Consider the following 25,872-nt stretch of genomic DNA (forward strand, 5'->3'; position numbering starts at 1 on the left):
GTAGTCGCGCGTCCATTTTCAGGCCCGCTCAAGTTGCGCAACGCGCGTAGGCCCAGGGCGGAATGAGTCGTTCCGGTGCTGGTCGGGGGGCCCTCGGGCCCCTGGACGCCCTCTCGAACACGGGGGTGTCCACCCGAACGGGTGAGTGGTGAGTAACAACACAAACCATCGGTTCCGTTGGGATTTTCGGACATCCCTGAGCCAAGATCCCTGTCTGACGACAAGACCCCGTCACAACGGCGGGGCGATCCGGGCGGACGCCGAGTCCTGCCGCTGCCCGGATGACAGGTCGACAGAAGTGGATCGGCAGGAGTGGAGGACCCAAGCACGACGGGTCGCCGGAACGGTCACGCCATGACCGCGCCGAGCTGCCCTTGGGGTGAAGCCGCAGCAGCGGCCGGGCAACTTCGCCAGCCCGAATCCGACAGGTCATCCTTCACAGGCGGCTGACGAAGGGTTGCGCATGACTGCGCTCAATCGTGTCCCGTCGCTCATGGTCCGGGCCGGTACGGCCTCGGCCCTCACCCTCGCCGCGGTGGGCGGCTCCGTCGTGGTCCCGGGTGTCGCCTCCGACGCCGCGGCCGCCACGCCGGCGACGAAGGCACTTCAGATCGCCGCGTCCAAGAAGGGCTCCCCGTACAGGTACGGCGCCACCGGACCACGCCGGTTCGACTGCTCAGGGCTCACGCTGTACTCGTTCAAGAAGGCGGGCAAGAAGCTGCCTCGTACGGCGGCCCAGCAGTACAACAAGACGCACCACATCTCCTCGAAGAGCCGCAAGGCGGGAGACCTGGTGTTCTTCCACTCGGGGTCGAGCGTCTACCACGTCGGCATCTACGCCGGGAAGGGGAAGATCTGGCACGCCCCGAAGACCGGGGACGTGGTGCGACTGCAGAAGCTCTGGACCAAGAGCGTCTGGTACGGCCGGGTCAAGTGACCCACCCACCCTCGGGGGCGGCGGCGACCTGACCCGCCGCCGTCCCCTGTTGGGGCCCCGCGGGACGCGTGACACGGGCTGAGATGGTTACTCGTTCATCCATGGCCGACCACCGTCCCTGCACCGCACGCAACGAGACCCCGCTGGAGCGCGCCGACCGCAATTTCGGCGAACTGCTCCAGGAACTGCGCGTCACCCAGACCGGGGTGCAGATCCTCTTCGCGTTCCTGCTGACCCTCGCCTTCACGCCGCGCTTCCCGTCGCTCGACACGGTCCAGCGCACGACGTACGTCGTCACGCTGCTGCTGGCGGTCCTCGCGGCGGCGCTGTTCACCGCGCCCGCCGCCCTGCATCGCTCGCTCTTCCAGAAGGGCGCCAAGCCCCGCATAGTCCAGGTCTCCTCGCGGCTCGCCACCCTCGGCATGGGGGTGCTGGTGTTCGCGTTCACCGGGTCGGTGCTGCTCGTGGTGGACGTGACGACCGGCCGGGCCGGAGGGCTGGCCGCGGGCGGGGCGACCCTGCTGGTGTGCCTGGGCCTGTGGTGGCTGCTTCCCCGGCTGGTACGGCGGGCCGTACGGGCCGACGCGCACCGGACGGCCGTCAGGCCGCAGCCCACGGCGGTCCGAGGAGGAGTACCCCACCGAGACCTCTCGGCGCGCCGCCGGTGACCTCCTGACGCCCCTGGGGAGCACGCGGCCGGCGCCGTGAGCGCTACGGCTCCTGCTGGCCCGCCGCCGGCACCGGCTGGGCCGGCACCGTCCACGGCAGCTCGATGAAGACGGTCTTGCCCCCCTCGCGGGTGGGCCGGACTCTGAGCTTGCCGCCGCACTCCGCGGTCAGCCAGCGGATGATCACCATGCCGCGGCCGTTGTCCTGCTGGACGGCGGCGGGCAGTCGTTTCGGGAAGCGCGGGTGGCTGTCGGTGACACCGATGCGCAGGTGCTCGTCACGGTCGAGCGCGATGTCCACCGTGAAGGTGGGTGACTGCCCGAGGGTGTGCTGTACGGCGTTGGTGGCGAGTTCGGAGACGATGAGGCGGATGGTCTCGGCTACGTCCGTGTCCGCCGGCAGACCCCATTCCGCCAGAGCTGTGAGCACGTAGGAGCGGGCGGCGGAGACCGAGGCGGGAACGCTCGGCAGAGTGACGGATGATTCCAGGTGGTCTGCCATGACGACGTCGTCCCTTCCCCGCGGTACCGCAGTCCGACGCGAAGGCGGAGGTTCGAGTACGGTCCCGGACTGGTGCTTCGCGGCCAGAGTGCCATTACCGGGGCGGTCACGGGTGGCGATCCACCAAGATGTGCATATATCTGTCGCTCGAAGCGGTGAACTCTGCGACGGCAGACCGTATTTGGGTGCCTTGGTTGGAGTAAGGAGTAGCCCCATGCAGCACGGTCCCGCGGTGCGCCGCCGGAAGCTGGGCGCCGAACTGCGTGCGCTGCGCACCGGTGCGGGGCTCACGAGTGGTGAGGCGGCCCTGCTGGTGGGCTGGCACCAGTCGAAAGTGAGCCGGATCGAGACCGGCGCGAGCGGGGTGAAACCGGCCGATGTGCGGTTACTGCTCGACGCCTACGGGGTGCACGACTCCCAACTGCGCGAGCTGCTCCTGATGTTGGCGGGCTCCGGCGAGGGTGGCGGCCGCCACCACTGGTGGCAGGCGTACCGAGGTGTGCTGCCGCCGACCTACCGGGATTTCATCAGCCTGGAGTCGCAGGCCAGCGCGATGCGCACGCTGGAGACCTCGGTGGTGCCCGGCCTGCTGCAGACGGCGGAGTACGCCCGGGCGGTGACGAAGGCCGCGGTGGACGGGCTGGACGACGAGCGTCTCGACGCCCTGGTCGAAGTGCGCCTGGCCCGGCAGGACGTGCTGCGTTCGCATCCGCCGCTGGAGTTGAGCGCCGTTCTGGACGAGGCCGTGCTGCGGCGGGAGGTCGGCGGCCCCGACATCATGGCGCGGCAGCTGGCACGACTGGTCGAGGCGGTGCGGCTGCCCCAAGTGCGCCTGCAGGTACTGCCGTTCGCGGCCGGCGCGCACATCGGTGTCACCGGGCCTTTCGTTATCTTCTCATTTTCGCGCACATCTGATCTGGATGTGGTTGTTCTCGACCACTTGACGAGTAGCCTCTACCTCGAACGGAAAGAAGACCTCCAGGCTTACACCGAGGCCTTCAACGCCCTTCGGTTCCACGCCCTTTCGCCCGAGGACTCGTTGGACTACATCGCCGCTATAGGTGACGGCGCGTAAGGAGGCACCATGTCTGCCCTGCCTCGGCACGTACCTTCCAGTACCGATCTGCCCGGCCCGCGGTGGCTGCGCAGCAGTTACAGCACGGGAGCGAACAACTGCGTCGAGACCGCCCGGCTCGTGGCCGGACGCCCGGCCGGACTGCTCGCCGTGCGCGACTCGAAGAACCCGGCCGGACCCGCGCTGCTCTTCTCCCCCGAGAGCTGGGCGGGCTTCACGGCCGCGGTGCACCACATCTGACCGGTTCCGCCGTCGCGCGACGCACGGCCGTGGCACCCGCGAGAGAGCCTGAGGATGCGCGCCGTCCCGCGACTCACGGTCGCGTCTCGCCGATCACCCGTACAGCACGTTCGATCTGCCCGTCGGAGAGGTCCGCGCGGGCGGTCAGCCTCAGCCGGGAGACGCCGTCGGGCACGGAAGGAGGACGGAAGCAGCCCACGGCCAGCCCCTGCGCACGGCAGTCGGCCGCCCAGCGCACGGCCCCCTCCGGGGACGGTGCGCGCACGGAGACGACCGCGGCGTCCGGACGTACCGCCTCCAGACCCGCGGCGCTCAGGCGTGCGTACAGGTCGGCGGCGACCGCGCGCGCTCGCGCCGCCCGCTCCGGCTCGCGGCGCAGCAGGCCCAGGGCGGCCAGGGCCGCGCCCGCCGCCGCGGGGGCGAGGCCGGTGTCGAAGATGAACGTCCGGGCCGCGTTGACCAGGTGGTCGATCACCCGGGCGGGGCCGAGCACGGCACCGCCCTGGCTGCCGAGCGACTTGGACAGCGTGACCGTCACGACGACGTCGGCGGCGCCCGCGAGTCCCGCCGCGTGCGGGGCGCCGCGGCCGCCGTCGCCGAGGACGCCGAGACCGTGGGCGTCGTCGACCACCAGCCCCGCGCCGCGCTCCCGGCACGCCTCGGCGAGCCCGGCCAGCGGTGCCGCGTCGCCGTCGACCGAGAAGACCGTGTCGGACACGACGACGGCGGGGCCCTCGTGCGTCTGGAGCGCCTTGCGCACGGCGCCCGGGTCGGCGTGCGCGACGACCTGCGTGGTGCCGCGGGCCAGCCGGCAGCCGTCGATGAGCGAGGCGTGGTTGCCCGCGTCGGAGACGATCAGCGAGCCGTGCGGTGCCAGCGCGGTCACCGCCGCGAGGTTGGCGGCGTAGCCCGAGGAGAAGACGAGCGCCGCCTCGAAGCCGCAGAAGTCGGCCAGCTCGCGTTCCAGCTCCTGGTGGAGCTCCGTGGTGCCGGTGACGAGCCGGGAACCGGTCGAGCCGCCGCCCCAGGTCCGAGCGGCCCGCGCCGCGCCCTCGGTGACCACCCGGTGCCGGGCCAGCCCCAGGTAGTCGTTGCTCGCCAGGTCCAGGAGCGGGGAGTCGGAGGGGCGGGGGCGCAGCGTCCGTACGAGTCCGGCGCGGCGGCGCAGCTCGGCCTGCTCGTCGATCCAGGCGAACGCCATCGGCCCTCCAGGGATGTGTAGGCAGTGCCTGCGATTTGTAGGCAGTCCACAGACACTAGCGGGACTGCCGGGCACCCATGATGTGGCGATACCCACACGTCGAAGCGTCTCTGTTGTGTGAACTCTCCTTGGCCGAAAGCGCCTGCGTAGGACAGGATCGGCTCTCATGGACCTGCTGAACACGCTGGTGGACAAGGGGCTTCGGCGCGAGCTGCCGACCCGCGAGGAGGCGCTGGCCGTCCTCGCCACTTCCGACGACGACCTGCTCGATGTGGTGGCCGCGGCCGGCAAGGTACGCCGGCACTGGTTCGGCCGACGGGTGAAACTCAACTACCTGGTCAACCTCAAGTCGGGCCTGTGCCCGGAGGACTGCTCCTACTGCTCGCAGCGGCTCGGCTCCACCGCCGGTATCCTCAAGTACACCTGGCTCAAGCCCGATGACGCCTCGAAGGCCGCGGCGGCCGGGTTGGCGGGAGGCGCCAAACGGGTGTGCCTGGTGGCCAGCGGGCGCGGTCCGACCGACCGGGACGTGGACCGGGTCTCCGACACGATCAAGGCGATCAAGGACCAGAACGAGGGCGTCGAGGTGTGCGCCTGCCTCGGTCTGCTCTCCGACGGCCAGGCCGAGCGGCTCCGCGCGGCGGGCGCCGACGCCTACAACCACAACCTCAACACGTCCGAGGAGACGTACGGGGACATCACGACCACGCACACGTACGCCGATCGGGTGGACACCGTACAAAAGGCGCACGCGGCCGGACTGTCCGCCTGCTCCGGGCTGATCGCCGGCATGGGCGAGCGCGACGAGGACCTGATCGACGTCGTCTTCTCGCTGCGCGAGCTGGACGCGGACTCGGTGCCGGTCAACTTCCTGATCCCGTTCGGGGGCACCCCGCTGGCCAAGGAGTGGAACCTCACCCCGCAGCGGTGCCTGAGGATCCTGGCGATGGTCCGGTTCGTCTGCCCGGACGTCGAGGTGCGCATCGCGGGCGGCCGCGAGGTCCATCTGCGCAGCATGCAGCCACTGGCGCTGCACCTGGCCAACTCGATCTTCCTGGGCGACTACCTGACCAGCGAGGGCCAGGCGGGCAAGGTCGACCTCGACATGATCGCGGACGCCGGGTTCGAGGTGGAGGGCACCGACCAGGTGACGCTGCCGGAGCACCGGGTGACGGCCGGGGGCGGGTGCGGGTCGCACGAGGGCGGCGGGTGCGGGTCGCACGAGGACGCCGGCGGATGCGGATCGCACGAGGACCGCGGCGCGTGCGGGTCCGCTCCGGCCGCCGTGCCCGCGGGGGAGGCTCGTACGGACCTGGTCGCCGTACGCCGTCGAGGCGCCGGAACGGACCTCGCGCCCAATGCCTGACCTGACCGGCCTGACTGTCGCCGAGCTGCTGGAGCTGGACCGGCGGCACGTCTGGCATCCGTACGGTCCCATGCCGGGCCGGCAGGAGCCGCTCGTCGTGGAGTCGGCGAACGGGGTACGGCTGAAGATGGCCGACGGCTCGGGCGAGCTGGTCGACGGCATGTCGTCCTGGTGGTCGGCGATCCACGGCTACAACCACCCGGTGCTGAACGAGGCCGCGCGCGAGCAGCTCGGGCGGATGAGCCACGTGATGTTCGGCGGGCTCACCCACGAGCCCGCCGTACGCCTCGCGAAGCTCCTTGTCGACATGTCGCCGGACGGCCTGGAGCATGTCTTCCTCGCCGACTCCGGGTCGGTGTCGGTCGAGGTCGCGGTCAAGATGTGTCTGCAGTACTGGCGCTCGCTCGGCCGCCCTTCGAAGCAACGCCTGTTGACCTGGCGCGGCGGGTACCACGGGGACACCTGGCAGCCGATGTCGGTGTGCGACCCCGAGGGCGGGATGCACGAGCTGTGGGCCGGGGTGCTCCAGCGCCAGGTGTTCGCGGACCCGCCGCCGGTGGAGTACGAGGAGGCGTACGCCGACCGGCTGCGCGCGCTGATCGAGCGGCACGCCGACGAGCTGGCCGCGGTGATCGTCGAGCCGGTGGTGCAGGGCGCGGGCGGGATGCGGTTCCACTCCCCCGCCTATCTGCGGGTGCTGCGCGAGGCGTGCGACGCGCATGGCGTGCTGCTGGTGTTCGACGAGATCGCGACGGGGTTCGGACGTACGGGCGCGCTGTTCGCGGCGGAGCACGCGGCGGTGACCCCGGACGTGATGTGCGTGGGCAAGGCGCTGACCGGCGGCTATATGACCATGGCGGCAACGCTGTGCACCGCGCGCGTGGCCGACGGCATCTCGCGGGGCGAGGTCCCGGTCCTCGCCCACGGCCCGACCTTCATGGGCAATCCGCTCGCGGCTTCGGTCGCCTGCGCCTCGATCGAGCTGCTGCTGGGCCAGGACTGGCTCGCGGAGGTCAAGCGGATCGAGGCGGGGCTGCGGGAGGCGCTGGCGCCTGCTCTTGGGATCCCGGGCGTGAAGGACGTCCGCGTCCTCGGCGCCATCGGTGTCGTGCAGCTCGACCACGCCGTGGACATGAAGGCGGCGACGGAAGCCTCCGTGCGCGAGGGCGTGTGGCTGCGGCCGTTCCGCGACCTCGTCTACACGATGCCGCCGTACGTCACGGGCGACGCGGACGTGGCACGGATCGCCCGCGCGGTCTGCGCGGCGGCGCGGGAGGGATGACATGGCGGTACTGGTGATCACGGGCACCGGCACGGAGGTCGGCAAGACGGTCACGACCGCGGCCGTCGCCGCCGCCGCGCTCGCGGCCGGACGGTCGGTGGCCGTGCTGAAGGCCGCACAGACGGGCGTACGGCCGGACGAGCCCGGGGACGCCGACGAGGTGGCGCGGCTCGCGGGTGGCGTGACGGCGGCCGAACTCGCCCGGTATCCCGAGCCCTTGGCGCCGGCCACGGCCGCGCGGCGGGCCGGGCGGGCGCCGGTGCGTCCGCGGGAGGTCGCCGAGGCCGCCGCCAAGCTGGCCACCGAGCACGACCTGGTGCTGGTCGAGGGGGCGGGCGGACTGCTCGTCCGCTTCGACGCGGCGGGCGGGACACTCGCCGACGTGGCCGGGCTGCTGGCGGCGCCGGTGCTGCTGGTGGCGTCGGCGGGCCTGGGCACCCTGAACACCACGGAGCTGACGGCCCGTGAACTCCGGGGCCGCGCGCTCGAATTGGCGGGGATCTTGATCGGCAGCTGGCCCGAAGCGCCCGATCTCGCCTCGCGTTGCAACCTGGCGGACCTGCCGGACGTGTCCGGGGCCCCGCTGCTGGGAGCCCTGCCCGCCGGCGCCGGGACCCTCGAACCCGCCGCCTTCCGCGCCGCGGCGCCGGACTGGCTGGCGCCGCGGCTGGACGGCACGTGGGACGCGGAGGCGTTCCGGAGGCGGGAGGCTCCCTGATCACCGGTTTGGTCTCGGTGGTCACCGGTTTCGTCCCGGTGGACTGCGGCGGCCGGGTGTCTCGGCCGGCCGCGTGTCGTACACCGGCATGTACGACGACCACACCGTCTGCGAGCAGGTGCGCGACTTCGTCGCGTGACCGGACCGCGGGGGGGGGTGCGAGGGGCCCGTACGGGGGACAATCCTGGTGAGGTCCGCCTGCCAGGGAGGTTGCCATGCCGCTGCGGTCCGCCCGATCCGGCAAGGTGTCCCGCGATGCCGTCCACCACCCGCTGTTCGCCCGGTACTACGCCCGGATCAGTGTGAACGCCGAGACCAGGATGGGCATGGGCGGCGTGCGCGAGCGGCTGCTGGCCGGGCTGTCCGGGCGGGTCATCGAGATCGGCGCGGGCAACGGCCTGAACTTCGCGCACTACCCGGGCACCGTCTCGGAGGTCGTGGCCATCGAACCGGAGCGCCGGCTGCGGCAGTTGGCCCTGGAGGCCGCCCTGCGCTCCGGGGTGCCGGTCGACGTGGCGCCGGGCGCGGCGGAGGCGCTGCCGGTCAAGAGCGAGGCCTTCGACGCGGCGGTGGTCTCCCTGGTGCTGTGCAGCGTGCGGGACGTGCCGCGGGCCCTCGGCGAAATACGGCGAGTGCTGCGGCCCGGTGGCGAGGTGCGGTTCTTCGAGCACGGCAGGGGTGGCGGCCGGGCGATGTCCCTCACCCAGCGCGCACTGGATCGCACGCTGTGGCCGCCGCTGAACGGCGGCTGCCATCTGGCCCGGGACCCGATCGGCGCACTGCGGCACGCCGGGTTCGAACTGGGCCCCTACCGGCGGGTTCTGATGCCGGAGAAGGGACCGAGACTGCCCACGTCCTACTGCGTGCTCGGCACCGCGTGGCGCCCCGCGGCCCAGGAGCCCTGATCACAGGCTCCACCGGCGCAGCTCCTGCGCGATGTCGTACACGGACGCCTCACCGTTCTTGACCAGGCGGGCCAGTTCACGCACCTGCTCGGGCGAGGTGACGACCTTGAGGCCGCTGGCGACGAGATACGCGTAGGCGACGGCGCACGCGAAGAGAGCGTTGGAGCGCTCCAACGCCGGTACGTGGATGAGGATCTGGAGCAGCGCGGCGGCACGCGCGTGCGGGCTGTCGTAGACGGGGGCGTCGAATATCTCGGCCTGGTGGCGCGCGACAGCGGCGACGAGGGCGCCCCAGTCGGTGACCTGGGGGTCTGAGGGGGTCCTCTGTTCGGCGAGCATCAGGAGCCAGGCGAGGTCGATTCTGATGTTGTTCAACGGATCAGCGGCGACCTTCGCCGGCCTCGTCGGCGAACACCTTCTCGTACTGCTTCATGAAGTCGGCGGCCGCCTCCACGAAGGTGTGCCCCACCTCGCCGGTGTCCTGTCGGACCAGTTCCTCGATGTAGCGGTTGACGCTCATGCCCCGGGCCAGAGCACGCTCGCGGGCCGCGCGGGCCGTGCCCTCGTCGACGCGTACGTTCAGCTGGGTCTTCGCCATGCTTCGAAGCTAGCGCCGGATTGCTAGCACCCGCAAGGGGCCCTGGACGCCGATACGAGCACGGAAGGTGCCCCTTACACCCGTACCGGGGACCCGACCTGGGGCGGAGAGCGACTCGACCCCACGAGGGATACCCGGTGTGGGCCCGGTCACATTACCCTCGGGCAGGACCAGGAGTGCGCGACAGCCACGAGCGAGGAGACAGCCTTGTCCACACCCGCTGCTCAGCACGTGCCGGGCCAGGCATCGGCCGACGGGATCGCCGCCCGCGCCCGCGGTCTGACCAAGGCGTACGGCTCGGGCGAGACGACCGTGCTGGCCCTGGACTCGGTCGACGTGGACATCGCGCGCGGCCGGTTCACCGCGGTCATGGGGCCGTCCGGCTCCGGGAAGTCCACGATGATGCACTGCCTGGCGGGCCTCGACACCGTCTCGGCGGGGCAGGTGTGGCTCGGCGACACCGAGATCACGGGGCTGAAGGACCGCGAGCTGACCCGGCTGCGCCGGGACCGGATCGGGTTCATGTTCCAGTCGTTCAACCTCATCCCGACGCTGAACGCGGCCGAGAACATCACCCTGCCCATGGACATCGCGGGCAAGAAGCCCGACGAGAAGTGGCTGGACCAGGTCATCGACACGCTGGGGCTGCGGGACCGGCTGGGGCACCGGCCGTCCCAGCTCTCCGGCGGCCAGCAGCAGCGCGTCGCGTGCGCCCGCGCGCTCGCCTCCCGGCCCGAGCTGATCTTCGCGGACGAGCCGACCGGCAACCTGGACTCGCGGGCGGGCCTGGAGGTCCTCGGGTTCCTGCGCGAGGCCGTCGACCAACTCGGGCAGACCGTCGTGATGGTGACGCACGACCCGGGCGCGGCCGCCCACTCCGACCTCGTGCTCTTCCTCGGGGACGGGCGGATCGTGGACGAGATGGAGCGGCCGACGGCGGAGGGGGTCCTGGAGCGCATGAAACGGTTCGACGTGACCCGGGCCCCGTTCACCGCCGAGAACTCAGGCACCTCGTCCGACGTCACCCTCGACAAGGACTGATCCCGTGCTGAAGGCGACCCTTCGCAGCTTCCTCGCCCACAAGGGGCGGCTGCTGCTCTCCGCGCTGGCCGTCGTCCTGTCCGTGGCGTTCGTCGCGGGCAGCCTGATCTTCTCCGACACGCTCAGCCGGACCTTCGACCGGCTCTTCGCCTCGACGGCGCCCGACGTGACCGTCAGCCCGAAGGAGGATCTCGACGAGGCGGTGCCGTCCGGCCGTACGGCCACCCTGCCGGCCGAGCTCGCGGCCCGGGTGGCCAGGATCGACGGGGTCGCCGCCGCGCGCTCGGACGCCGAGGTCCAGAACATCACCGTCGTCGACGACGAGAACGAGTCCGTCGGCCCGACCACCGGCGCACCGACCATCGGCACCGACTGGAACCCGGACGAGCGCAGCCCGGTGGAGCTCACCTCAGGTCACGCCCCGCGCGGACCGGCCGAGGCGATGCTCGACTCGGAGACCGCCGACCGCAAGGACGTGGGGATCGGCGACACGCTCACCGTGATCGCGGGTCCGGGTTCCTTCAAGGTCGAGGTCGTCGGCATCGTCACCTTCACCACCACCAACCCCGGTGCCGCACTCGTCTTCCTCGACCCGCCGACCGCGCAGCAGAAGCTGCTGGGCGACGCGAAGGCCGCCACCAGCATCTCGGTCGACGCCGACGAGGGCGTCAGCGACGACCAGCTGAAGCAGCGCGTGGCCGCCGCGCTCGGCGCGGACACCTATGACTACCGGACCGCCGACGAGCAGGCCGAGTCCGACGTCGAACAGCTCGGCGGATTCCTCGACATCATCAAGTACGTCATGCTCGGCTTCGCCGGCATCGCCGTGCTGGTCGGCGTCTTCCTCATCGTCAACACCTTCTCGATGCTGATCGCCCAGCGCACCCGCGAGCTGGGCCTGCTGCGCGCCCTGGGCGCCGACCGGCGCCAGGTACGCCGATCCGTCCTCACCGAGGCCATGCTGCTCGGCCTGGTCGGCTCCACACTGGGCCTGGCCACCGGCATCGGGCTCGCGGCCGGGCTGATCGAGCTGATGAACGCACTCGGCATGAACATCAAGGCCAGCGAGATGGTGATCGGCTGGGGCACGCCGGTGGCGGCGTACGTCGTCGGCGTCGGCGTCACCTTCGTCGCGGCCTACCTCCCGGCCCGGCGCGCGGCCGGAGTCTCCCCGATGGCCGCCCTCGCGGACGCCGAGATCGCCGGGATCGGCCGGCCGCTCAGGACGCGGGCGATCGTGGGCGGTGTCGTCGGCGCGCTCGGCGCGGCCGCGCTCCTCGGCTGCGTGACGGCGTCGGAGACCGGTTCAGCGGCCTCCCTGCTGGGCCTCGGCATCATCCTCACCCTCCTGGCCACCGTGATCGCGGGCCCGCTGCTGGTGCGGCCGGTCATCCGGGTGCTGGGCGGCGCCTTCCCCGCGCTGTTCGGGTCCGTCGGCCGGATGAGCCAGCGCAACGCCCTGCGCAATCCCCGCCGTACCGGCGCCACCGCGGCCGCGCTGATGGTGGGCCTGGCCCTGGTCGGCGGGATGTCGGTGGCGAGCGCCTCCATGAGCGAGTCCTTCGACCAGCAGATCGACGAGACGCTGGGCGCCGACTTCGTCGTGCAGAACGGCAACTTCCTGCCCTTCCCGCAGGAGGTCACCGACGCGGTACGGGACACGGAGGGCGTGGGGCTCGTCGTACGGTCGCGGTTCGCCCCGGTCGCCGTACGGCTGCCGGACGGCGACCGGGTCGAGACGACCGCCGCGGCCTACGACCCGCAGCTCGACGAGGTCGCCAACATCACGTACGCGCAGGGCGACACCGCGGCCGCGCTCGCGGACGGCAGGTTCGCCATGGACGTGGACTTCGCGCGTGACCACGGCGTCCGGGTCGGCAGCGCGATCCCCGTCGAGTTCCAGGGCGGACGCACCACCGAACTGACCGTGGGCGCCCTCACCGACCAGGACGCCGCCGAAGGGTTCGGCACGGAAGGTGGTCTGTACTTCGGCCTGGCCACGCTGGAGAGGTTCGCGCCCGGCGGGCAGGACTCCGGGCTGTACGTGAACGCGGCCTCCGGGACGAGCGCCGACGACCTGCGTACCGGCCTGGAGCGCACGCTCGACCCGTATCCGCAGGTACAGGTGCGCGACCTGGCCGACTACAAGGAACTGGTCCACGACCAGATCGCCGTCCTGCTCTACCTCGTGTACGCGCTGCTCGGGCTCGCGATCGTCATCGCGGTCCTCGGCGTGGTCAACACCCTCGCCCTGTCGGTCGTGGAGCGCACCCGGGAGATCGGTCTGCTGCGGGCCATCGGGCTCGCCCGGCGTCAGCTGCGCCGGATGATCCGGCTGGAGTCGGTGGTGATCGCGGTGTTCGGCGCGGTGCTGGGGCTCGCCCTGGGGCTGGTGTGGGGCGTGTGCACCCAGCAGGTGCTGGCGCTGCAGGGCATGAACGCGCTCGCGATCCCCTGGACCACGATCGTCGCGGTCGTGGTCGGCTCGGCGGTGGTGGGTGTCGTGGCGGCCCTGCTGCCCGCGTTGCGTGCATCTCGCATGAATGTGCTGGCGGCCATCGCGCACGAGTGATGGAATCACGGCGGGTACTCAAGTCGCTTTCCGCTGAGGAGAGTTCATGACCCGTCCGTTCCGTTTCGGCGCCAGCATGATCGTCCCCGGGCCCGCCGAGGAGTGGCGCGCCAAGTGCCGCCGGGCCGAGGAGCTCGGTTACGACGTGATCCTGGTCCCCGACCACCTCGGCATGGTCGCGCCCTTCCCGGCGCTGGTCGCGGCGGCGGAGGCGACCGAGCGGCCGCGGCTGGGCACGTTCGTGCTCAACGCCGGTTTCTGGAACCCCGCGTTGCTGGCCCGCGAGGTCGCCACGACCGACGCGCTGACCGGCGGGCGGCTGGAGCTGGGCCTGGGCACCGGATACGTGCAGGCCGAGCACGACACGGCCGGACTGCCGTACGGCTCGCCGGGCGAGCGGGTGGACCATCTGCGGCGCACGATCGAGGAGGTGGAGCGCCTGCTCGGCTCCCCCGATCTCCCCCACTCTCGACTTCGCTCGAGCGGGGGGACCCCCATGCCGCGGCCGGTGCAGCCCCGGGTGCCGCTGATGGTCGGCGGCAACGGCGACCGCATGCTGCGGCTCACCGCCGAGCACGCCGACATCGCGGCGTTCACCGGCGCGCGCCCGGTGCCGGGGGACACGGCGGGGAAGCTGCTGCCGATCACACCCGAGGAACTCGACGAGCGCGTGGCCCGGTACCGGGATCTGGCGAAGGGGCGCGTGGAGCCGGCCGAACTGAACCTCCTCCTCCAGCTGGTGGTGATCACCGACGATCCCGAGGCGGCCGTCCGGCCTCTCGTGGAGCGGGTGCCGGACGTGACCGTGGAGCAGGCCCTGGAGCTGCCCCTCGTGCTGGCCGGCACGCTGGAGGAGATCACCGCGAAGGTGCTCGCGCAGCGCGAGCGGTACGGGTTCTCGTATCTGACGGTCCTGGAGCCGTACATGGAGGCGTTCGCGCCGGTGGTCGATCGGTTGCGGGGTCGATGACCGTCCGGATGCTGGAATTCCGCGTCCCGGTCCGGTGGGCGTGATGGGATCGGCGTATGACTGACCTGCGGATACGGGCCGCGACGCCCTACGACCTGGACGCCGTGCTGGCCTTCTGGAAGGTGGCCGCCGAGGGGACGAGCATCAGTGACGACCGGAGCGGTGTGGAGCGGCTGGTCGCCCGCGACCCCGAGGCCCTGCTCCTGGCCGAGCTCGGCGGGGAACTGGTCGGCACGGTGATCGCGGGCTTCGACGGCTGGCGCTGCCACCTCTACCGGCTCGCGGTCCACCCGGACCGCCGCCGCCGGGGCATCGGCGGCGCCCTGCTCACGGCCGCCGAGGAGCGCTTCGTACGGCTGGGCGGGCGGCGCGGGGACGCGATGGTGCTGACGCGCAACGAGACCGGGCACCATGCGTGGCGGGCGGCCGGGTACACGCCCGAGGAGCACTGGCGGCGCTGGGTGAAGCCCCTCACCGACTAGGGAACCGACCGCCGAAGGCACTCTTTTGCCCATCCTTTACCATTGGAGGGCCACTCGGTCCTCCATGAAAGGTGTGAGCGTCCGCCCATGGGCGAGCCTCCCAGTACCAGTACGCGACATCGCGCGATCCTCCCCGCCCTGTCCGACCATGGGACGGAGGTGACCCGATGACGGAAGTGCTCCTGCTGCTGGTGGCGATCCTGCTCTCGCTGATCTGTGGCGCCTTCGTCGCCGCCGAGTTCTCGCTGACCACCGTCGAGCGCGGCGAGCTGGAACGCGCGGTGGAGCGCGGCGAGCGGGGCGCGGCCGGCGCCCTCAAGGCCGTACGGAACCTGACCTTCCAGCTCTCCGGCGCGCAGCTCGGCATCACGGTCACCAACCTGGTGGTCGGCATGCTCTCCGAGCCGTCGATCGCCGCGCTGATCGCCGGCCCGCTGGAATCGGCCGGCATCTCGCGCTCCACGGCGAGCTCCCTGGCCCTGGTGCTCGGTACGGCCCTGTCGACGGTGTTCCTGATGGTCGTCGGCGAGCTGGTGCCGAAGAACTGGGCGATCTCCTCGCCGCTGGCGGTGGCCAAGAGCGTGGGCAACGCGCAGCGCTGGTTCAGCGCCGCGTTCCGCCCCTTCATCTCCCACCTCAACAACACCGCCAACCGTGTGGTGCGCCGGTTCGGTCTGGAGCCCGCCGAGGAGCTGGCCTCCGCGCGCGGGCCGCAGGAGCTGGCCGCACTGGCCCGGCACTCCGCCCGGGAGGGCGCCCTGGAGGCCGACACCGCCGAGCTGTTCGTACGGACCCTGAACCTCGCCGACCTGACCGCGGAGAACGTGATGACACCGCGCGTGCAGGTCATCGCCCTGGACGTCCAGGCGACCTGCGAGGACGTGGCGAACGCGACCCGGGCGACCGGCCTGTCCCGGTTCCCGGTCTACCGCGGCAACCTCGACTCGGTCGTGGGCACCGCGCACATCAAGGACGTCGTGGCGGTGCCCGCCGAGCGCCGCACCCGCGTGTCCGTGTCCGAGCTGATGCGTGAGCCGCTGCTGGTCCCGGAGTCCCTCACCGTGGACCGGCTCCTGGACCGGCTGTCCGGCAAGCGCACGATGGCCGTGGTCATCGACGAGTACGGCGGTACGGCGGGCGTGGCCACCCTGGAGGACATCGTCGAGGAGGTCGTGGGCGAGGTGCGGGACGAGCACGACCCGCACGAGACGCCCGACCTGGCCCGGGCGGGCACCGACGACGACGGCCGCACCCTGTATTCGGCGGACGGCTCCACCCGCACCGACCAGCTCGCCCGCGTCGGTCTGAAGGCGCCCGAGGGGCCGTACGAGACCCTGGCCGGCCTCGTCGCGACGGAGCTCGGCCGCATCCCCGCCGTCGGTGACCGGGTCGAGGTGGCGGGCTGGCGGCTGGACGTGGTGGACGCGTCGGGCCGCAGGGCCGCGCGGCTGGTGCTGCACGCGCCGCTGAACGAGGGAATGACGGAGGTGGAGGGCCAGTGACCGCCGTTCAGTTGCTGATCGGTCTGGCGACCCTCGTCGTCAACGCCTTCTTCGTGGGCGCCGAGTTCGCGTTGATCTCCGTGCGCCGCAGCCAGATCGAGCCGCATGCCGACCTGGGCGACCGGCGTGCGAAGAGTGTGCTGTGGGGGCTGCAGCACGTGTCCGCGCTGATGGCGGCCGCACAGCTCGGCATCACGCTGTGCACGCTGGTGCTGGGTGTGGTCGCGGAGCCTGCCATCGCGCATCTGCTGGAGCCGGTGTTCCACGCGTCGGGCGTGCCCGCCGGTGCCGGACACGCGGTCTCCTTCGTGATCGCGCTGGCCCTGGCGACGTATCTGCACATGCTGCTCGGCGAGATGGTGCCGAAGAACATCGCGCTCGCGGAGCCGGTGCGCAGCGCGCTGCTGCTCGGCCCGCCGCTGGTCGCCCTGTCCCGGGCGCTGCGGCCGGTGATCTTCACGATCAACGCCTTCGCGAACGCCCTCCTCAAGCTCCTCAGGGTCGAGACCAAGGACGAGGTCGCGGCCACCTTCTCGGACGCCGAGCTGGCCCGGATCGTACGGGACTCCGGCGAGGCGGGCCTGATCGACGACCGTGCACTGGAGCGGCTGCACGACGCGCTGGAGCTGGGGCGCCGGCCGGTGCGGGACGTGGTGCTTCCCCTGGAACGCGTCGTCTACGCGCGCGTGGGCATCACTCCGGAGCAGTTGGAGCAGTTGTCGGCCGAGTCCGGGTTCTCCCGCTTCCCGGTGGTGGACGACGGGCGCCGCATCGTCGGCTACCTGCATGTGAAGGACGCGCTCGACGCCGCCCCGCGGGACGTGCCGTTCCGGGTGCAGGACATGCGGCCCAGCGCCCGGGTACGGGAGAGCACGCCGCTGGACGACGTCCTCACCGCGATGCGGGGCAGCCGTACGCATCTCGCGGCCGTGCTGGGCTCGGACGGGCGGCTGACCGGCCTGGTGACCATGGAGGACGTGCTGCGGGAGTTGTTCGGGCAGCGGACCTGAGCGGTGAGACGGGGCCCGGGGCCGACCGACCGACGGGTATGGCCCCGGGTTACCATCGCTGACGCCATGCAGAAGAACCCCACACACACCAGCCTCGTCGCGGTCGGCGACTCCTTCACCGAGGGCATGTCGGACCTGCTGCCGGACGGCTCCTACCGGGGCTGGGCCGACCTGCTCGCCGGGCGGATGGCCGCGCACTCCCCCGGCTTCCGGTACGCGAACCTCGCGGTGCGCGGAAAGCTGATCGGGCAGATCGTCGCCGAGCAGATCGACGTGGCGGCGGCCATGCGGGCCGACGTGGTCACGCTGGTCGGCGGTCTCAACGACACGCTGCGCCCCAAGTGCGACATGGGGCGGGTGCGCGCCCTGCTGACGGAGGCCGTGGAGCGACTCGCCCCGTCCTGCGAGCAGCTGGTGCTGATGCGCAGCCCGGGCCGCCAGGGGCCGGTCCTGGAGCGCTTCCGGCCGCGCATGGAGGAGCTGTTCGAATGCGTCGACGGCCTCGCCGAGAAGCACGGCGCGCTGGTCGTCGACCTGTACGGCGCGCCCTCGCTGGGTGACCCGCGCATGTGGGACGTCGACCGGCTGCACCTGACGGGCGAGGGCCACCGCAGGGTCGCGGAAGCGGTGTGGCAGGGCCTCGGCTACGAGCCCGAGGACACCGAGTGGCGCACGCCTGTGCCCCTCACGCCACCGCCTGGCTGGGGCGCCCGCCGGGCCGCCGACGCCCGCTTCGCCCGGCAGTACCTGCTGCCGTGGATCGGCCGCCGCCTGTCGGGCCGCTCCTCGGGCGACGGCCTGCCGCCGAAGCGGCCGGAGCTACTGCCGTACGAAAGGCCGACGGGGTAATCCGCCGACCACGCGGGGCACTCGTCGCGCGGTAGGTCGCGGCCTGTGAGGAGGATGGGCGTTCAGCCGCGCAGCGGTTCAGCCAGCCGTCCGAGCAGTCCGGCGACCAGGGCGGTCTGGGCGGGCACGGTGTCGGGGTAGACGAATTCGCCCCGGGCGTGGGCGCCGTCGCCGACCGCGCCCATGCCGCACAGCACGGGCAGGCCGAGGGCGGCGACGAAGTTGGCGTCGCTGGCACCGCCGACGGCGGCGTCGGCCAGGTCGCGGCCCTGTTCGCGGGCGACTTCGCGGGCGAGGTCCAGGAGGGGGGCGGAGGCGGCGTTCAGGGTCATGGGCGGGCGGTTCCAGGCGTGGTCGACTTCGATGCGGACGCGGGGGTCACTGACCCTGATGGCGTCGAACTCGGCGTCCACGCGGTCCTGTTCGGACTCGACGCCGACCCGGATGTCGATGGTTGCGGTGGCCCGGCCGGCGACGACGTTGGTGGCGGAACCACCCCTGATCAGCCCGGTGTTGACCGTCGTGCCCCGCTCGGGGGCGGCGACGGCCGCGGCGGCGACCACGAACTCGGACAGCGCGCTGATCGCGTTCGCCCCGTCCTGGGGCGCGAGCCCGGCGTGCGCCTCGACGCCGGTGGCCGTGACCCGGAAGATCCCGGAACCCTTGCGGGCGGTCTTGACCGCTCCGTGGGCGGTCGGCTCCAGGACCAGCGTGACGTCGGCCTTCTGCGCGACCTCCTCGATCACGGGACGGGAGGACAGGGAGCCGATCTCCTCGTCGCCGTTGAAGAGAAAGGTCACGGTGGGGACGGGTGCGCCGCTCTCCCGGGCGAGCCTCAGGGCCCAGACGCCCTGGGCCAACCCGGTCTTCATGTCGAAGATGCCCGGTCCGCTGAGCTTCCCTCGGCCGTCGCCGTCCGGCTCCGGCTGCTGCCATCCGGCGAGCGTGCCGGTCGGCCATACGGTGTCGTAGTGGCCGACGAGCGCGACGTGCCCAGGACCGGTGCCGGTGTAGGTCAGGGTGAGGGTGTCTCCGCACGTGCCGCCGGAATGGCGGTGCTCGTGGTCGGGCCGCCCGAGCCGGTGGACGGTCACCTCGCGCAGGAGGTCCAGGCCTGCCGCGAGGCCGGGCAGGTCGTAGCTGCCGGTCTCGTGGCGGACGAGGGTCAGGATGTCGGTGACGATCTCCGACGAGACCTCCTGGGCGCGGGCGGTGAGGGCGGAGGCAGCGGGCGATGCGGTCATGATCGGCTTTCTCGTGTGTCCACCACGTCCCGTACTTCTCGTACGGAGGTGGGGGGTGGCGTGGATGGGTGAGGGTGGGGTCAGCTGACGCCGAAGGGGATGCCGAGCAGGTACCAGGCCACGAAGAACGCGACCCAGACGATCCACACGACGGCGGCGATCGGGATCGTGAAGGAGGCGAGGGTGCCGATGCCGGCGGACTTGCGGTACTGCTGGATGAAGCCGAGTGCCATCACGAAGTACGGGCTCATCGGGGTGACGCAGTTGGTGACCGAGTCGGCGACGCGGTAGACGGCCTGGGTGGTCTCGGGCTCGATGCCGATGAGCATCAGCATGGGCACGAGGACGGGGGCGGCCAGCGCCCACAGGGCGGAGCCGCTGGTGATGACGAGGTTCATGAACGTGATCAGCACGGCGATGCCGACCAGGACGGTCCAGCCGTGCATCTCCAGGTCACGCAGGGTCTCCGCGCCCTTGACGGCGAGGATGTTGCCGATGTTCGTCCACTTGAAGTAGGCGAGGAACTGGGAGATCGCGAAGAAGAGGACGAGGATCGGGGCCATCGAGCGGGTGCCGTCGACCATTGCGGCGATGACGTCGCGTGCCGCCGCGAACGTGCCGGTCATGCGGCCGAAGACGGTGCCGAGCACGGCGAAGAACACACCCAGGACGAGAGCCATGCCGCCGATCAACGGGGAGTCGACGATGCCGCCGCCCTCGCCGCGCAGGGGTGAGGACGCCGGGGTCATCGCCAGTGCCAGGAACGTGATGAAGCCCAGCGCGACCAGACCGGTCACGCGCAGCGCGCGGTGCTGCTGTTCCGTGACCTCGATCGCCTCCAGTTCCTCGGCGTTCAGCGCGGTGACCGGCTCGTCGGGCTCCAGGTCGGCGCGGCGGGCGAGGACCTTGTCGACGACGAGCGTGATCACCAGGGCCACGAGGACGGACGAGCCGAGGCCGAAGAAGTAGTTGGCCACGGGGGTGACCACGTAGTCCGCGTCGATGGTGTGGGCGGCGGCGGTGGAGATCGACGACAGCAGGACGTCGGTCGTGGTGAGGGACGGCGAGGCGTCGTAGCCGGCGGAGATGGAGACATAAGCGACGATGCAGCCGAGCACCGGGCTGCGGCCCGCAGCCCGGAAGACGAGTGCGCCGAGCGGTATGAGGGTGACGTAGGCGGCGTCACCGGCGACATGGCCGACCATGGCCGTCATCGACAGCGCGAAGGTCAGGTACCTGCCCGGCACCCGCGCGACCATCCGGCGCAGCAGCGCCGAGAACAGTCCGCTCCTCTCGGCGACGGCGATGCCGAACATCACGGTGAGGATGGTGGCCAGCGGCGGGAAGGCGGCGAAGTTGTCGACGGCTCCCTCGACGGCCATGGTGAGGCCGTCCCTGCTGAGCAGGTTCTCCACCTTGATCGTCTCGTGCGTGCCGGGGTGTACGGCGCTGACGCCGGCCGCTGCCAGGACGGCGCTGAGGACGGCGACGACCCCCGCGAGGATCCAGAACAGCCAGAACGGGTTGGGCAGTTTGTTGCCGGCCTTCTCGATCGCCGCGAACGCGCGGAACGCGGCGCGCAGGGCTCTCGATGGAGGCTCGGTCGGCTGGGGTTGGGTCGCGGTGGCACTCATGGGTACCTCTTCGTGCATTCAGAGGGAACTGCCGGGGACGTTCCTGCAAACCATGGCACTCAAATGAGAGATTCTCCAGCCTCGGTGTGTAACAGTGGGATTAACCGGCAAGCTTCGGCAGTCTAAGGTGGGACACCATGACCCGTCCTCTCCTCGACGAGCTCGACCGGCGCCTCATCGGTGCACTTCACCTGGCGCCCCGGGCCACCTGGGACGACATCGGCGCGATCCTGTCCGCCGACGCCAGCACGCTGAAGCGCCGTTACGACCGGCTGCACGAGGCCCGGATGGTCCGCGTGATCGGGCAGTCCGACTGGGGAATGCACTCCACGGCGATGCCGGTGCACGTTTTCCTGGACATCGCGGGCGAGACGCCGCTGGCCGTCCTCGACCGGCTCCGTGACCTGCCCCATCTGCAGCTCCTGGCCCAGATCTCCGGCGACCATCCGCTCTACGCCGTCGTCCACGCCCCCTCGGAGGCGGCCACGAGCGAGGCGATCGACCGGATGTTCTCGGTCCCCGGCGTCCGCCGCGTCAAGGCCCTGCCCGCGCTCAGCACGCTGCGCCGGGGCATCACCTGGGACCCTCGGTTCCTGACCGACACCGAACGGGCCGAGCTGCTGAAGCTGACCGGCGCGCCGGCGGAAGGCACCGCGACCGCGACCGCGACGCCCCCCGCGAAACCCCTGAGCGAGGCCGAGCGCACGGTCGTCGCCCAGCTGATCCAGGACGGCCGGGCCTCCGCCGCGAGCATCGCCCGGGCCGCCGACCTCGCCACCTCGACCGCCCACCGCGTCGTACGCCGCGTCCTGGACGAACGCTGGGTCCAGCCGCGCCTGGAGATCGTGTCGCAGTGGCTGGGCTTCCAGACCCCGTTCATACTGCGTCTGCGGGTCGCCCCCGGCGAGACCCCCGACGTCATGCGCCGCCTCGATCAGCTCGCCCAGACCCGACTGGCCGTCCACGTCGCCAGCGACCTGTCCGTCCTCGCCACCGGCCTGGTCACCGACCGCTCCGCCCTCGCCCTCTTCATCGACAACGAGTTGGCCAAGATCCCCGGCATCCTCACCGTCAGCGTCGACGTCATGCTCGCGGAGCCGCGCCGCTACTGGCTGGACCGGGACCTGGCCTCCGGCCTCGGGGAGTTCCACGCGCCGACGCTGCTGCGATGACGTGGGGAGCGAGGTCGGCCCAGCGGCACGTCAGCCTCCTCCCGGAGCCTGCCCGCGACCAACTTGGCGCCTCTGACCTGCACTTTATGGACTGAGGGGACGTGCAAGGGCCGCCCTGGACAGCGGGTAAACTCCGTACACGTGACTTCCGCTCCCGCCAAGCCCCGCATCCCGAACGTCCTCGCCGGACGCTACGCCTCCGCCGAGCTCGCCACGCTCTGGTCGCCCGAGCAGAAGGTGAAGTTGGAGCGTCAGCTCTGGCTCGCCGTGCTGCGGGCCCAGAAGGACCTCGGGATCGAGGTGCCGGACGCGGCGATCGCCGACTACGAGCGCGTCCTCGACCAGGTCGACCTGGCTTCCATCGCCGAGCGCGAGAAGGTCACGCGGCACGATGTGAAGGCGCGGATCGAGGAGTTCAACGACCTCGCCGGGCACGAGCAGGTACACAAGGGCATGACGTCCCGCGACCTCACCGAGAACGTGGAGCAGCTGCAGATCCGGCTCTCGCTGGAGCTGGTGCGCGACCGTACGGTGGCCGTGCTGGCGCGGCTCGGGAAGCTGGCGGGCGAGTACGGCGAGCTGGTCATGGCCGGCCGCTCGCACAACGTGGCCGCGCAGGCGACGACCCTCGGCAAGCGCTTCGCGACCGCGGCGGACGAACTGCTCGTGGCGTACGGCCGGGTCGAGGAACTCCTTGCCCGCTACCCGCTGCGCGGCATCAAGGGCCCGGTCGGCACGGCGCAGGACATGCTGGACCTGCTCGGCGGGGACGCGGGCAGGCTCGCGGAACTGGAGCAGCGGATCGCCGGGCATCTGGGCTTCTCGCAGGCGTTCACCTCGGTCGGCCAGGTCTACCCGCGCTCACTGGACTACGAGGTCGTGACCTCGCTGGTGCAGCTGGCGGCGGCCCCGTCCTCGCTGGCGAAGACGATCCGGTTGATGGCCGGGCACGAGCTGGTGACCGAGGGCTTCAAGCCGGGCCAGGTCGGCTCGTCCGCGATGCCGCACAAGATGAACACCCGTTCCTGCGAGCGCGTCAACGGCCTCATGGTCATCCTGCGCGGCTACGCGTCGATGACCGGCGAGCTGGCCGGCGACCAGTGGAACGAGGGTGACGTGTCCTGCTCGGTGGTGCGCCGGGTGGCCCTCCCCGACGCGTTCTTCGCCCTCGACGGTCTGCTGGAGACGTTCCTTACGGTGCTCGACGAGTTCGGCGCTTTCCCGGCGGTCGTCGCCCGTGAGCTGGACCGCTACCTGCCGTTCCTCGCCACCACCAAGGTGCTGATGGGCGCGGTGCGCGCGGGCGTCGGCCGTGAACTCGCGCACGAGGCGATCAAGGAGAACGCGGTGGCCTCCGCGCTGGCGATGCGCGAGCAGGGCGCCGAGCGCAACGAGCTGCTCGACAAGCTGGCCGCCGACGAGCGGATCCCGCTGGACCGCGCCGGGCTGGACGCGCTGATGGCCGACAAGCTGTCCTTCACGGGCGCCGCGGCCGACCAGGTCGCCACCGTGATCGGCCGCATCGAGGAGATCGTCAAGCAGCGCCCGGAGGCCGCGGGTTACACCCCCGGAGCGATCCTCTGACGCGCTTGACTCCCGAGGAGTTGGAGGCCGCCCGCGGCCGTCTGGTACCGGACGTCGTCGCGGACGACCTGCGCGTGCTGTTCTGCGGCATCAACCCCGGTCTGATGACGGCCGCGACGGGCCACCACTTCGCCCGCCCCGGCAACCGGTTCTGGCCGGTGCTGCACCTGTCCGGGTTCACACCGAGGCTCCTGAAGCCGTCCGAACAGCAGGAATTGCTGTCGTACGGGCTCGGCATCACGAACGTCGTGGCCCGGGCGAGCGCGCGGGCCGACGAGCTGGGCGCGGAGGAGTACCGGGAGGGCGGGCGGCGGCTGGCGCTCAAGGTGGCCCGGCTGCGGCCGCGTTGGCTGGCCGTCGTCGGGGTCACCGCCTACCGGGCCGCGTTCGACGACCGCAAGGCCCGGGTGGGGCCGCAGGAGCGGACGATCGGGGACACGCGCGTGTGGGTGCTGCCGAACCCGAGCGGGCTGAACGCGCACTGGACGGCGGCGACGATGGCGGAGGAGTTCGCGCGGTTGCGAGTGGCGGCCGAGGACTAGGGTTTGCCGGTCGGACTCCCGGGGCCTTCGCCGTCTCGCGGCACGAGGACACCCCCTGGGGGGACGTCATCCCTCCCGCCACGCGGTCGCTTGCGGCAGGAAACGGTGCTCGGCCGCGTAGGCCGCCATGCGGGCGTTGCGCGCCTGGGCCTCGGGCCCGTCCGGCAGGTGGAACTCCTCGCCCGCCCGCGCGGAACCGGCCTGCGCGCTCGTGGCGGTCGCCAGCCGTCGGCGCGCGTACCGGTCGAGCGCCTCGGGTACTTCCGCCGGCTTCGCACCCGAGAGGGCGTCGCCGAGCACGGCCGCGTCCAGGATCGCCTGCGCCGCGCCCTGGGCCTGGAACGGCACCATCGCGTGGGCACTGTCGCCGAGCAGGGTCACCCGTCCGATGTTCCAGCGGGCGAGCGGGCTACGTGTGTAGATGCCATAGCGGAACACCTGCCCCGCGCGTTCGAGGACCTTGAGCACCCGGGAGTCCCACCCGTCGAACACGTGCAGTTGCTCTCCCGGCTCCGCCCGAGCGGTCCACGACTCCTGCGCCGCCTCCGCGCCGAACACGGCGACGACGTTGAGCAGTTCCCCGCGGCGCAGCCGGTAGTGGACGAAGTGCCGGCCCGGTCCGAGCCAGACGCCGAGTTCCGGCAGATCGAGATCGGCCACCTCGTCGGCCGGGAGCAGCGCGCGGTAGGCAGCGGTCTTGGAGAAGACCGCCTCGTCCGCGCCGAAGAGCCACTGGCGGGCCGCGGACCGTATCCCGTCGGCGGCCACGACCAGGTCCGCGCCCAGGCGCTCACCGCCTGCCGTGGTCACATAGGCGGACTCGTCATCCTGGTCGATTCCCACGACAGCGGTGTTCAGGCGTAACGACCGGGGCGGCACCGCGGCGGCCAGGGCCTGGTGCAGATCGGCCCGGTGGAGGAGCAGGTAGGGCGCCCCGAACTCGACCTCGACCTCGCGGCCCAGCGTGTAGCGGCAGATCTCGGACCCGTCGGACCAGGTGCAAAAGCTCAGGTGGGAGGGTCGGGCGGCCTGCGCGGCAACCGCGTCGAGGAGGTCCAGTCGGCGCAGCACGCGTGTGGCGTTGGGCGCGAGCTGGATCCCGGCCCCGACCTCGGCGAACCGGGACGTCTGCTCGACGAGCGTGACCTCATGGCCGGCGCGGCGCAGGCTCAGTGTCGCGGCGAGTCCCCCGATACCCGCCCCTACGACGATCGCCCTCATGCCACGACCTCACTTCGACGCCAGTCGCACGCCATGCCCACGACCGGCGACATTGCCGAACACGAGGGCATCGGTCAACGGAAAGCTCCGAACAGGCCGGTACTGGCTGCTGGTTCAGGGTGGGTCGATCTCGGTGACCACCGCGAGGAGTCGGACCTCGTCCGAGGTGTTCCGGTCGGCGACGGCCACCGCGAGCCAACGGCCGGTCCCCTCCACCTCCCACAGATAGGTCATGCGTGCGTCGGCGCTGAACGACGCCCACGGCTCGGGTATCTCCTCCCGGTCGGTGCGCAGCAGGGTGGTCTGCAGGCTCAACGGGTCCGTGTGTCCCCAGCGCGGCGCCAGCAGTTCGTACAGGGCGTCCCGGTCCTTCTCGTACTGCTCCACCGTCGTGGCGCGCACGCCGCAGTCGCAGTCCGCGAGGCCCTGACTGCTGTCCAACACCGCGACGTGGTACCCGGGTCCCTCGACGCCGAAGTCCGACCGGCGGCGCTCCGCCGGAAAGGGGCGGAAGCACAGCTCGTCGATGAGGGCGATGTGCCGTGCGATGTTCATGT

Annotated in this window: 26 protein-coding genes and 1 riboswitch; of the genes, 18 read left to right on the forward strand and 8 right to left on the reverse strand. The window is 71.5% G+C overall.

Annotation, left to right across the window (positions count from 1 at the left end; genetic code table 11):
• The first annotated feature begins 258 nt into the window (after window positions 1–258).
• A riboswitch (cyclic di-AMP (ydaO/yuaA leader) is annotated at window positions 259–460 on the forward strand.
• A gap of 3 nt (window positions 461–463) precedes the next feature.
• Window positions 464–937, forward strand: coding sequence for a C40 family peptidase (locus ACFYO2_RS07975; protein WP_388345636.1), 474 nt, complete (start codon window positions 464–466; stop codon window positions 935–937).
• A gap of 101 nt (window positions 938–1,038) precedes the next feature.
• Window positions 1,039–1,605 carry a DUF6328 family protein gene (locus ACFYO2_RS07980; protein WP_388345639.1) on the forward strand — a complete coding sequence of 189 codons (567 nt, stop codon included), beginning with the start codon at window positions 1,039–1,041 and terminating at the stop codon, window positions 1,603–1,605.
• A 43-nt stretch (window positions 1,606–1,648) separates the two neighbouring features.
• Here the strand turns inward: ACFYO2_RS07980 and ACFYO2_RS07985 are convergent, their stop codons facing one another.
• On the reverse strand, window positions 1,649–2,107 hold the full coding sequence (locus ACFYO2_RS07985) for an ATP-binding protein (protein WP_388345642.1): 459 nt from the start codon (window positions 2,105–2,107) through the stop codon (window positions 1,649–1,651).
• Between the two features lie 214 nt (window positions 2,108–2,321).
• Between ACFYO2_RS07985 and ACFYO2_RS07990 the strand changes: the two genes are divergently transcribed.
• On the forward strand, window positions 2,322–3,182 hold the full coding sequence (locus ACFYO2_RS07990) for a helix-turn-helix domain-containing protein (protein WP_388345645.1): 861 nt from the start codon (window positions 2,322–2,324) through the stop codon (window positions 3,180–3,182).
• A 9-nt stretch (window positions 3,183–3,191) separates the two neighbouring features.
• Entirely contained in the window at window positions 3,192–3,422 is a 231-nt protein-coding gene (locus ACFYO2_RS07995) for a DUF397 domain-containing protein (protein ID WP_388345648.1), read from the forward strand.
• A gap of 73 nt (window positions 3,423–3,495) precedes the next feature.
• On the opposite strand, the gene ACFYO2_RS08000 is transcribed toward ACFYO2_RS07995, so the two are convergent.
• Window positions 3,496–4,623 (reverse strand): 8-amino-7-oxononanoate synthase, encoded by a 1,128-nt coding sequence (locus ACFYO2_RS08000; RefSeq protein ID WP_388345650.1) that lies wholly within the window; start codon window positions 4,621–4,623, stop codon window positions 3,496–3,498.
• A 166-nt stretch (window positions 4,624–4,789) separates the two neighbouring features.
• Between ACFYO2_RS08000 and bioB the strand changes: the two genes are divergently transcribed.
• From bioB to ACFYO2_RS08020, 4 genes are all read left to right on the forward strand, one after another.
• Entirely contained in the window at window positions 4,790–5,989 is a 1,200-nt protein-coding gene (gene bioB, locus ACFYO2_RS08005) for a biotin synthase BioB (RefSeq protein WP_388345652.1), read from the forward strand.
• Window positions 5,982–7,271, forward strand: a complete 1,290-nt coding sequence (locus tag ACFYO2_RS08010) for an adenosylmethionine--8-amino-7-oxononanoate transaminase (protein ID WP_388345655.1) — start codon at window positions 5,982–5,984, stop codon at window positions 7,269–7,271. Before bioB ends, ACFYO2_RS08010 begins: the two co-directional genes overlap by 8 nt.
• 1 nt (window position 7,272) lies before the next feature.
• Window positions 7,273–7,989, forward strand: coding sequence for a dethiobiotin synthase (gene bioD, locus ACFYO2_RS08015; RefSeq protein WP_388345658.1), 717 nt, complete (start codon window positions 7,273–7,275; stop codon window positions 7,987–7,989).
• A 215-nt stretch (window positions 7,990–8,204) separates the two neighbouring features.
• Window positions 8,205–8,894, forward strand: coding sequence for a class I SAM-dependent methyltransferase (locus tag ACFYO2_RS08020; protein ID WP_388345661.1), 690 nt, complete (start codon window positions 8,205–8,207; stop codon window positions 8,892–8,894).
• Here the strand turns inward: ACFYO2_RS08020 and ACFYO2_RS08025 are convergent, their stop codons facing one another.
• Together ACFYO2_RS08025 and ACFYO2_RS08030 are read right to left on the reverse strand one after the other, a co-directional pair.
• Window positions 8,895–9,269, reverse strand: coding sequence for a fic family toxin-antitoxin system, toxin component (locus ACFYO2_RS08025; protein ID WP_388345663.1), 375 nt, complete (start codon window positions 9,267–9,269; stop codon window positions 8,895–8,897).
• A gap of 4 nt (window positions 9,270–9,273) precedes the next feature.
• Window positions 9,274–9,492: a toxin-antitoxin system HicB family antitoxin gene (locus ACFYO2_RS08030; RefSeq protein ID WP_388345665.1), complete on the reverse strand. Its 219-nt coding sequence runs from the start codon at window positions 9,490–9,492 to the stop codon at window positions 9,274–9,276.
• A gap of 207 nt (window positions 9,493–9,699) precedes the next feature.
• Between ACFYO2_RS08030 and ACFYO2_RS08035 the strand changes: the two genes are divergently transcribed.
• From ACFYO2_RS08035 to ACFYO2_RS08065, 7 genes are all read left to right on the forward strand, one after another.
• Window positions 9,700–10,533: an ABC transporter ATP-binding protein gene (locus ACFYO2_RS08035; protein ID WP_388345668.1), complete on the forward strand. Its 834-nt coding sequence runs from the start codon at window positions 9,700–9,702 to the stop codon at window positions 10,531–10,533.
• Window positions 10,534–10,537: 4 nt separating this feature from the next.
• The gene (locus ACFYO2_RS08040) at window positions 10,538–13,105 is read left to right on the forward strand and encodes an ABC transporter permease (protein WP_388345671.1); all 2,568 of its coding nucleotides are present in this window, start codon (window positions 10,538–10,540) and stop codon (window positions 13,103–13,105) included.
• Window positions 13,106–13,151: 46 nt separating this feature from the next.
• A complete protein-coding gene (locus ACFYO2_RS08045) occupies window positions 13,152–14,075 on the forward strand; it encodes an LLM class F420-dependent oxidoreductase (protein WP_388345674.1) in 924 nt (307 codons plus the stop codon).
• Window positions 14,076–14,131: 56 nt separating this feature from the next.
• Window positions 14,132–14,557, forward strand: a complete 426-nt coding sequence (locus tag ACFYO2_RS08050; protein ID WP_388345677.1) for a GNAT family N-acetyltransferase — start codon at window positions 14,132–14,134, stop codon at window positions 14,555–14,557.
• A gap of 167 nt (window positions 14,558–14,724) precedes the next feature.
• Window positions 14,725–16,059, forward strand: a complete 1,335-nt coding sequence (locus ACFYO2_RS08055; protein WP_388345680.1) for a hemolysin family protein — start codon at window positions 14,725–14,727, stop codon at window positions 16,057–16,059.
• On the forward strand, window positions 16,056–17,069 hold the full coding sequence (locus ACFYO2_RS08060) for a hemolysin family protein (RefSeq protein WP_388345683.1): 1,014 nt from the start codon (window positions 16,056–16,058) through the stop codon (window positions 17,067–17,069). The genes ACFYO2_RS08055 and ACFYO2_RS08060 overlap by 4 nt, the downstream gene beginning before the upstream one ends.
• A gap of 66 nt (window positions 17,070–17,135) precedes the next feature.
• Window positions 17,136–17,918, forward strand: coding sequence for an SGNH/GDSL hydrolase family protein (locus ACFYO2_RS08065; protein WP_388345685.1), 783 nt, complete (start codon window positions 17,136–17,138; stop codon window positions 17,916–17,918).
• Between the two features lie 62 nt (window positions 17,919–17,980).
• On the opposite strand, the gene ACFYO2_RS08070 is transcribed toward ACFYO2_RS08065, so the two are convergent.
• Together ACFYO2_RS08070 and ACFYO2_RS08075 are read right to left on the reverse strand one after the other, a co-directional pair.
• Entirely contained in the window at window positions 17,981–19,162 is a 1,182-nt protein-coding gene (locus tag ACFYO2_RS08070) for a M20 family metallopeptidase (protein ID WP_388345688.1), read from the reverse strand.
• 80 nt (window positions 19,163–19,242) lie between these two features.
• A complete protein-coding gene (locus ACFYO2_RS08075; RefSeq protein ID WP_388345693.1) occupies window positions 19,243–20,796 on the reverse strand; it encodes an AbgT family transporter in 1,554 nt (517 codons plus the stop codon).
• 137 nt (window positions 20,797–20,933) lie between these two features.
• Here ACFYO2_RS08075 and ACFYO2_RS08080 point away from each other — a divergent pair, with 137 nt between their 5' ends.
• From ACFYO2_RS08080 to mug, 3 genes are all read left to right on the forward strand, one after another.
• A complete protein-coding gene (locus ACFYO2_RS08080; protein ID WP_388345694.1) occupies window positions 20,934–21,968 on the forward strand; it encodes an AsnC family transcriptional regulator in 1,035 nt (344 codons plus the stop codon).
• 141 nt (window positions 21,969–22,109) lie between these two features.
• Window positions 22,110–23,552: an adenylosuccinate lyase gene (gene purB, locus ACFYO2_RS08085; protein WP_388345697.1), complete on the forward strand. Its 1,443-nt coding sequence runs from the start codon at window positions 22,110–22,112 to the stop codon at window positions 23,550–23,552.
• Window positions 23,549–24,094: a G/U mismatch-specific DNA glycosylase gene (mug, locus tag ACFYO2_RS08090; protein ID WP_388346091.1), complete on the forward strand. Its 546-nt coding sequence runs from the start codon at window positions 23,549–23,551 to the stop codon at window positions 24,092–24,094. The genes purB and mug overlap by 4 nt, the downstream gene beginning before the upstream one ends.
• Window positions 24,095–24,160: 66 nt before the next feature.
• Here the strand turns inward: mug and ACFYO2_RS08095 are convergent, their stop codons facing one another.
• Window positions 24,161–25,315 carry an FAD-dependent monooxygenase gene (locus tag ACFYO2_RS08095; protein WP_388345699.1) on the reverse strand — a complete coding sequence of 385 codons (1,155 nt, stop codon included), beginning with the start codon at window positions 25,313–25,315 and terminating at the stop codon, window positions 24,161–24,163.
• 114 nt (window positions 25,316–25,429) lie between these two features.
• Complete coding sequence (locus tag ACFYO2_RS08100; protein WP_388345702.1) at window positions 25,430–25,870, reverse strand: hypothetical protein; 441 nt, start codon at window positions 25,868–25,870, stop codon at window positions 25,430–25,432.
• Window positions 25,871–25,872 lie beyond the last annotated feature (2 nt).

The sequence above is a fragment of the Streptomyces sp. NPDC006602 genome, assembly GCF_042870385.1.
In the GTDB taxonomy this organism is placed as follows: Bacteria; Actinomycetota; Actinomycetes; order Streptomycetales; family Streptomycetaceae; genus Streptomyces.

Excerpts from the sequence above, each read along its gene's own strand:
- ACFYO2_RS07975 (WP_388345636.1), top strand. The coding sequence starts at position 464 with ATGACTGCGCTCAATCGTGTCCCGTCGCTCATGGTCCGGGCCGGTACG.
- ACFYO2_RS07980 (WP_388345639.1), top strand. The coding sequence starts at position 1,039 with ATGGCCGACCACCGTCCCTGCACCGCACGCAACGAGACCCCGCTGGAG.
- ACFYO2_RS07985 (WP_388345642.1), bottom strand. The coding sequence starts at position 2,107 with ATGGCAGACCACCTGGAATCATCCGTCACTCTGCCGAGCGTTCCCGCC.
- ACFYO2_RS07990 (WP_388345645.1), top strand. The coding sequence starts at position 2,322 with ATGCAGCACGGTCCCGCGGTGCGCCGCCGGAAGCTGGGCGCCGAACTG.
- ACFYO2_RS07995 (WP_388345648.1), top strand. The coding sequence starts at position 3,192 with ATGTCTGCCCTGCCTCGGCACGTACCTTCCAGTACCGATCTGCCCGGC.
- ACFYO2_RS08000 (WP_388345650.1), bottom strand. The coding sequence starts at position 4,623 with ATGGCGTTCGCCTGGATCGACGAGCAGGCCGAGCTGCGCCGCCGCGCC.
- bioB (WP_388345652.1), top strand. The coding sequence starts at position 4,790 with ATGGACCTGCTGAACACGCTGGTGGACAAGGGGCTTCGGCGCGAGCTG.
- ACFYO2_RS08010 (WP_388345655.1), top strand. The coding sequence starts at position 5,982 with ATGCCTGACCTGACCGGCCTGACTGTCGCCGAGCTGCTGGAGCTGGAC.
- bioD (WP_388345658.1), top strand. The coding sequence starts at position 7,273 with ATGGCGGTACTGGTGATCACGGGCACCGGCACGGAGGTCGGCAAGACG.
- ACFYO2_RS08020 (WP_388345661.1), top strand. The coding sequence starts at position 8,205 with ATGCCGCTGCGGTCCGCCCGATCCGGCAAGGTGTCCCGCGATGCCGTC.
- ACFYO2_RS08030 (WP_388345665.1), bottom strand. The coding sequence starts at position 9,492 with ATGGCGAAGACCCAGCTGAACGTACGCGTCGACGAGGGCACGGCCCGC.
- ACFYO2_RS08045 (WP_388345674.1), top strand. The coding sequence starts at position 13,152 with ATGACCCGTCCGTTCCGTTTCGGCGCCAGCATGATCGTCCCCGGGCCC.
- ACFYO2_RS08050 (WP_388345677.1), top strand. The coding sequence starts at position 14,132 with ATGACTGACCTGCGGATACGGGCCGCGACGCCCTACGACCTGGACGCC.
- ACFYO2_RS08055 (WP_388345680.1), top strand. The coding sequence starts at position 14,725 with ATGACGGAAGTGCTCCTGCTGCTGGTGGCGATCCTGCTCTCGCTGATC.
- ACFYO2_RS08065 (WP_388345685.1), top strand. The coding sequence starts at position 17,136 with ATGCAGAAGAACCCCACACACACCAGCCTCGTCGCGGTCGGCGACTCC.
- ACFYO2_RS08070 (WP_388345688.1), bottom strand. The coding sequence starts at position 19,162 with ATGACCGCATCGCCCGCTGCCTCCGCCCTCACCGCCCGCGCCCAGGAG.
- ACFYO2_RS08075 (WP_388345693.1), bottom strand. The coding sequence starts at position 20,796 with ATGAGTGCCACCGCGACCCAACCCCAGCCGACCGAGCCTCCATCGAGA.
- ACFYO2_RS08080 (WP_388345694.1), top strand. The coding sequence starts at position 20,934 with ATGACCCGTCCTCTCCTCGACGAGCTCGACCGGCGCCTCATCGGTGCA.
- ACFYO2_RS08095 (WP_388345699.1), bottom strand. The coding sequence starts at position 25,315 with ATGAGGGCGATCGTCGTAGGGGCGGGTATCGGGGGACTCGCCGCGACA.
- ACFYO2_RS08100 (WP_388345702.1), bottom strand. The coding sequence starts at position 25,870 with ATGAACATCGCACGGCACATCGCCCTCATCGACGAGCTGTGCTTCCGC.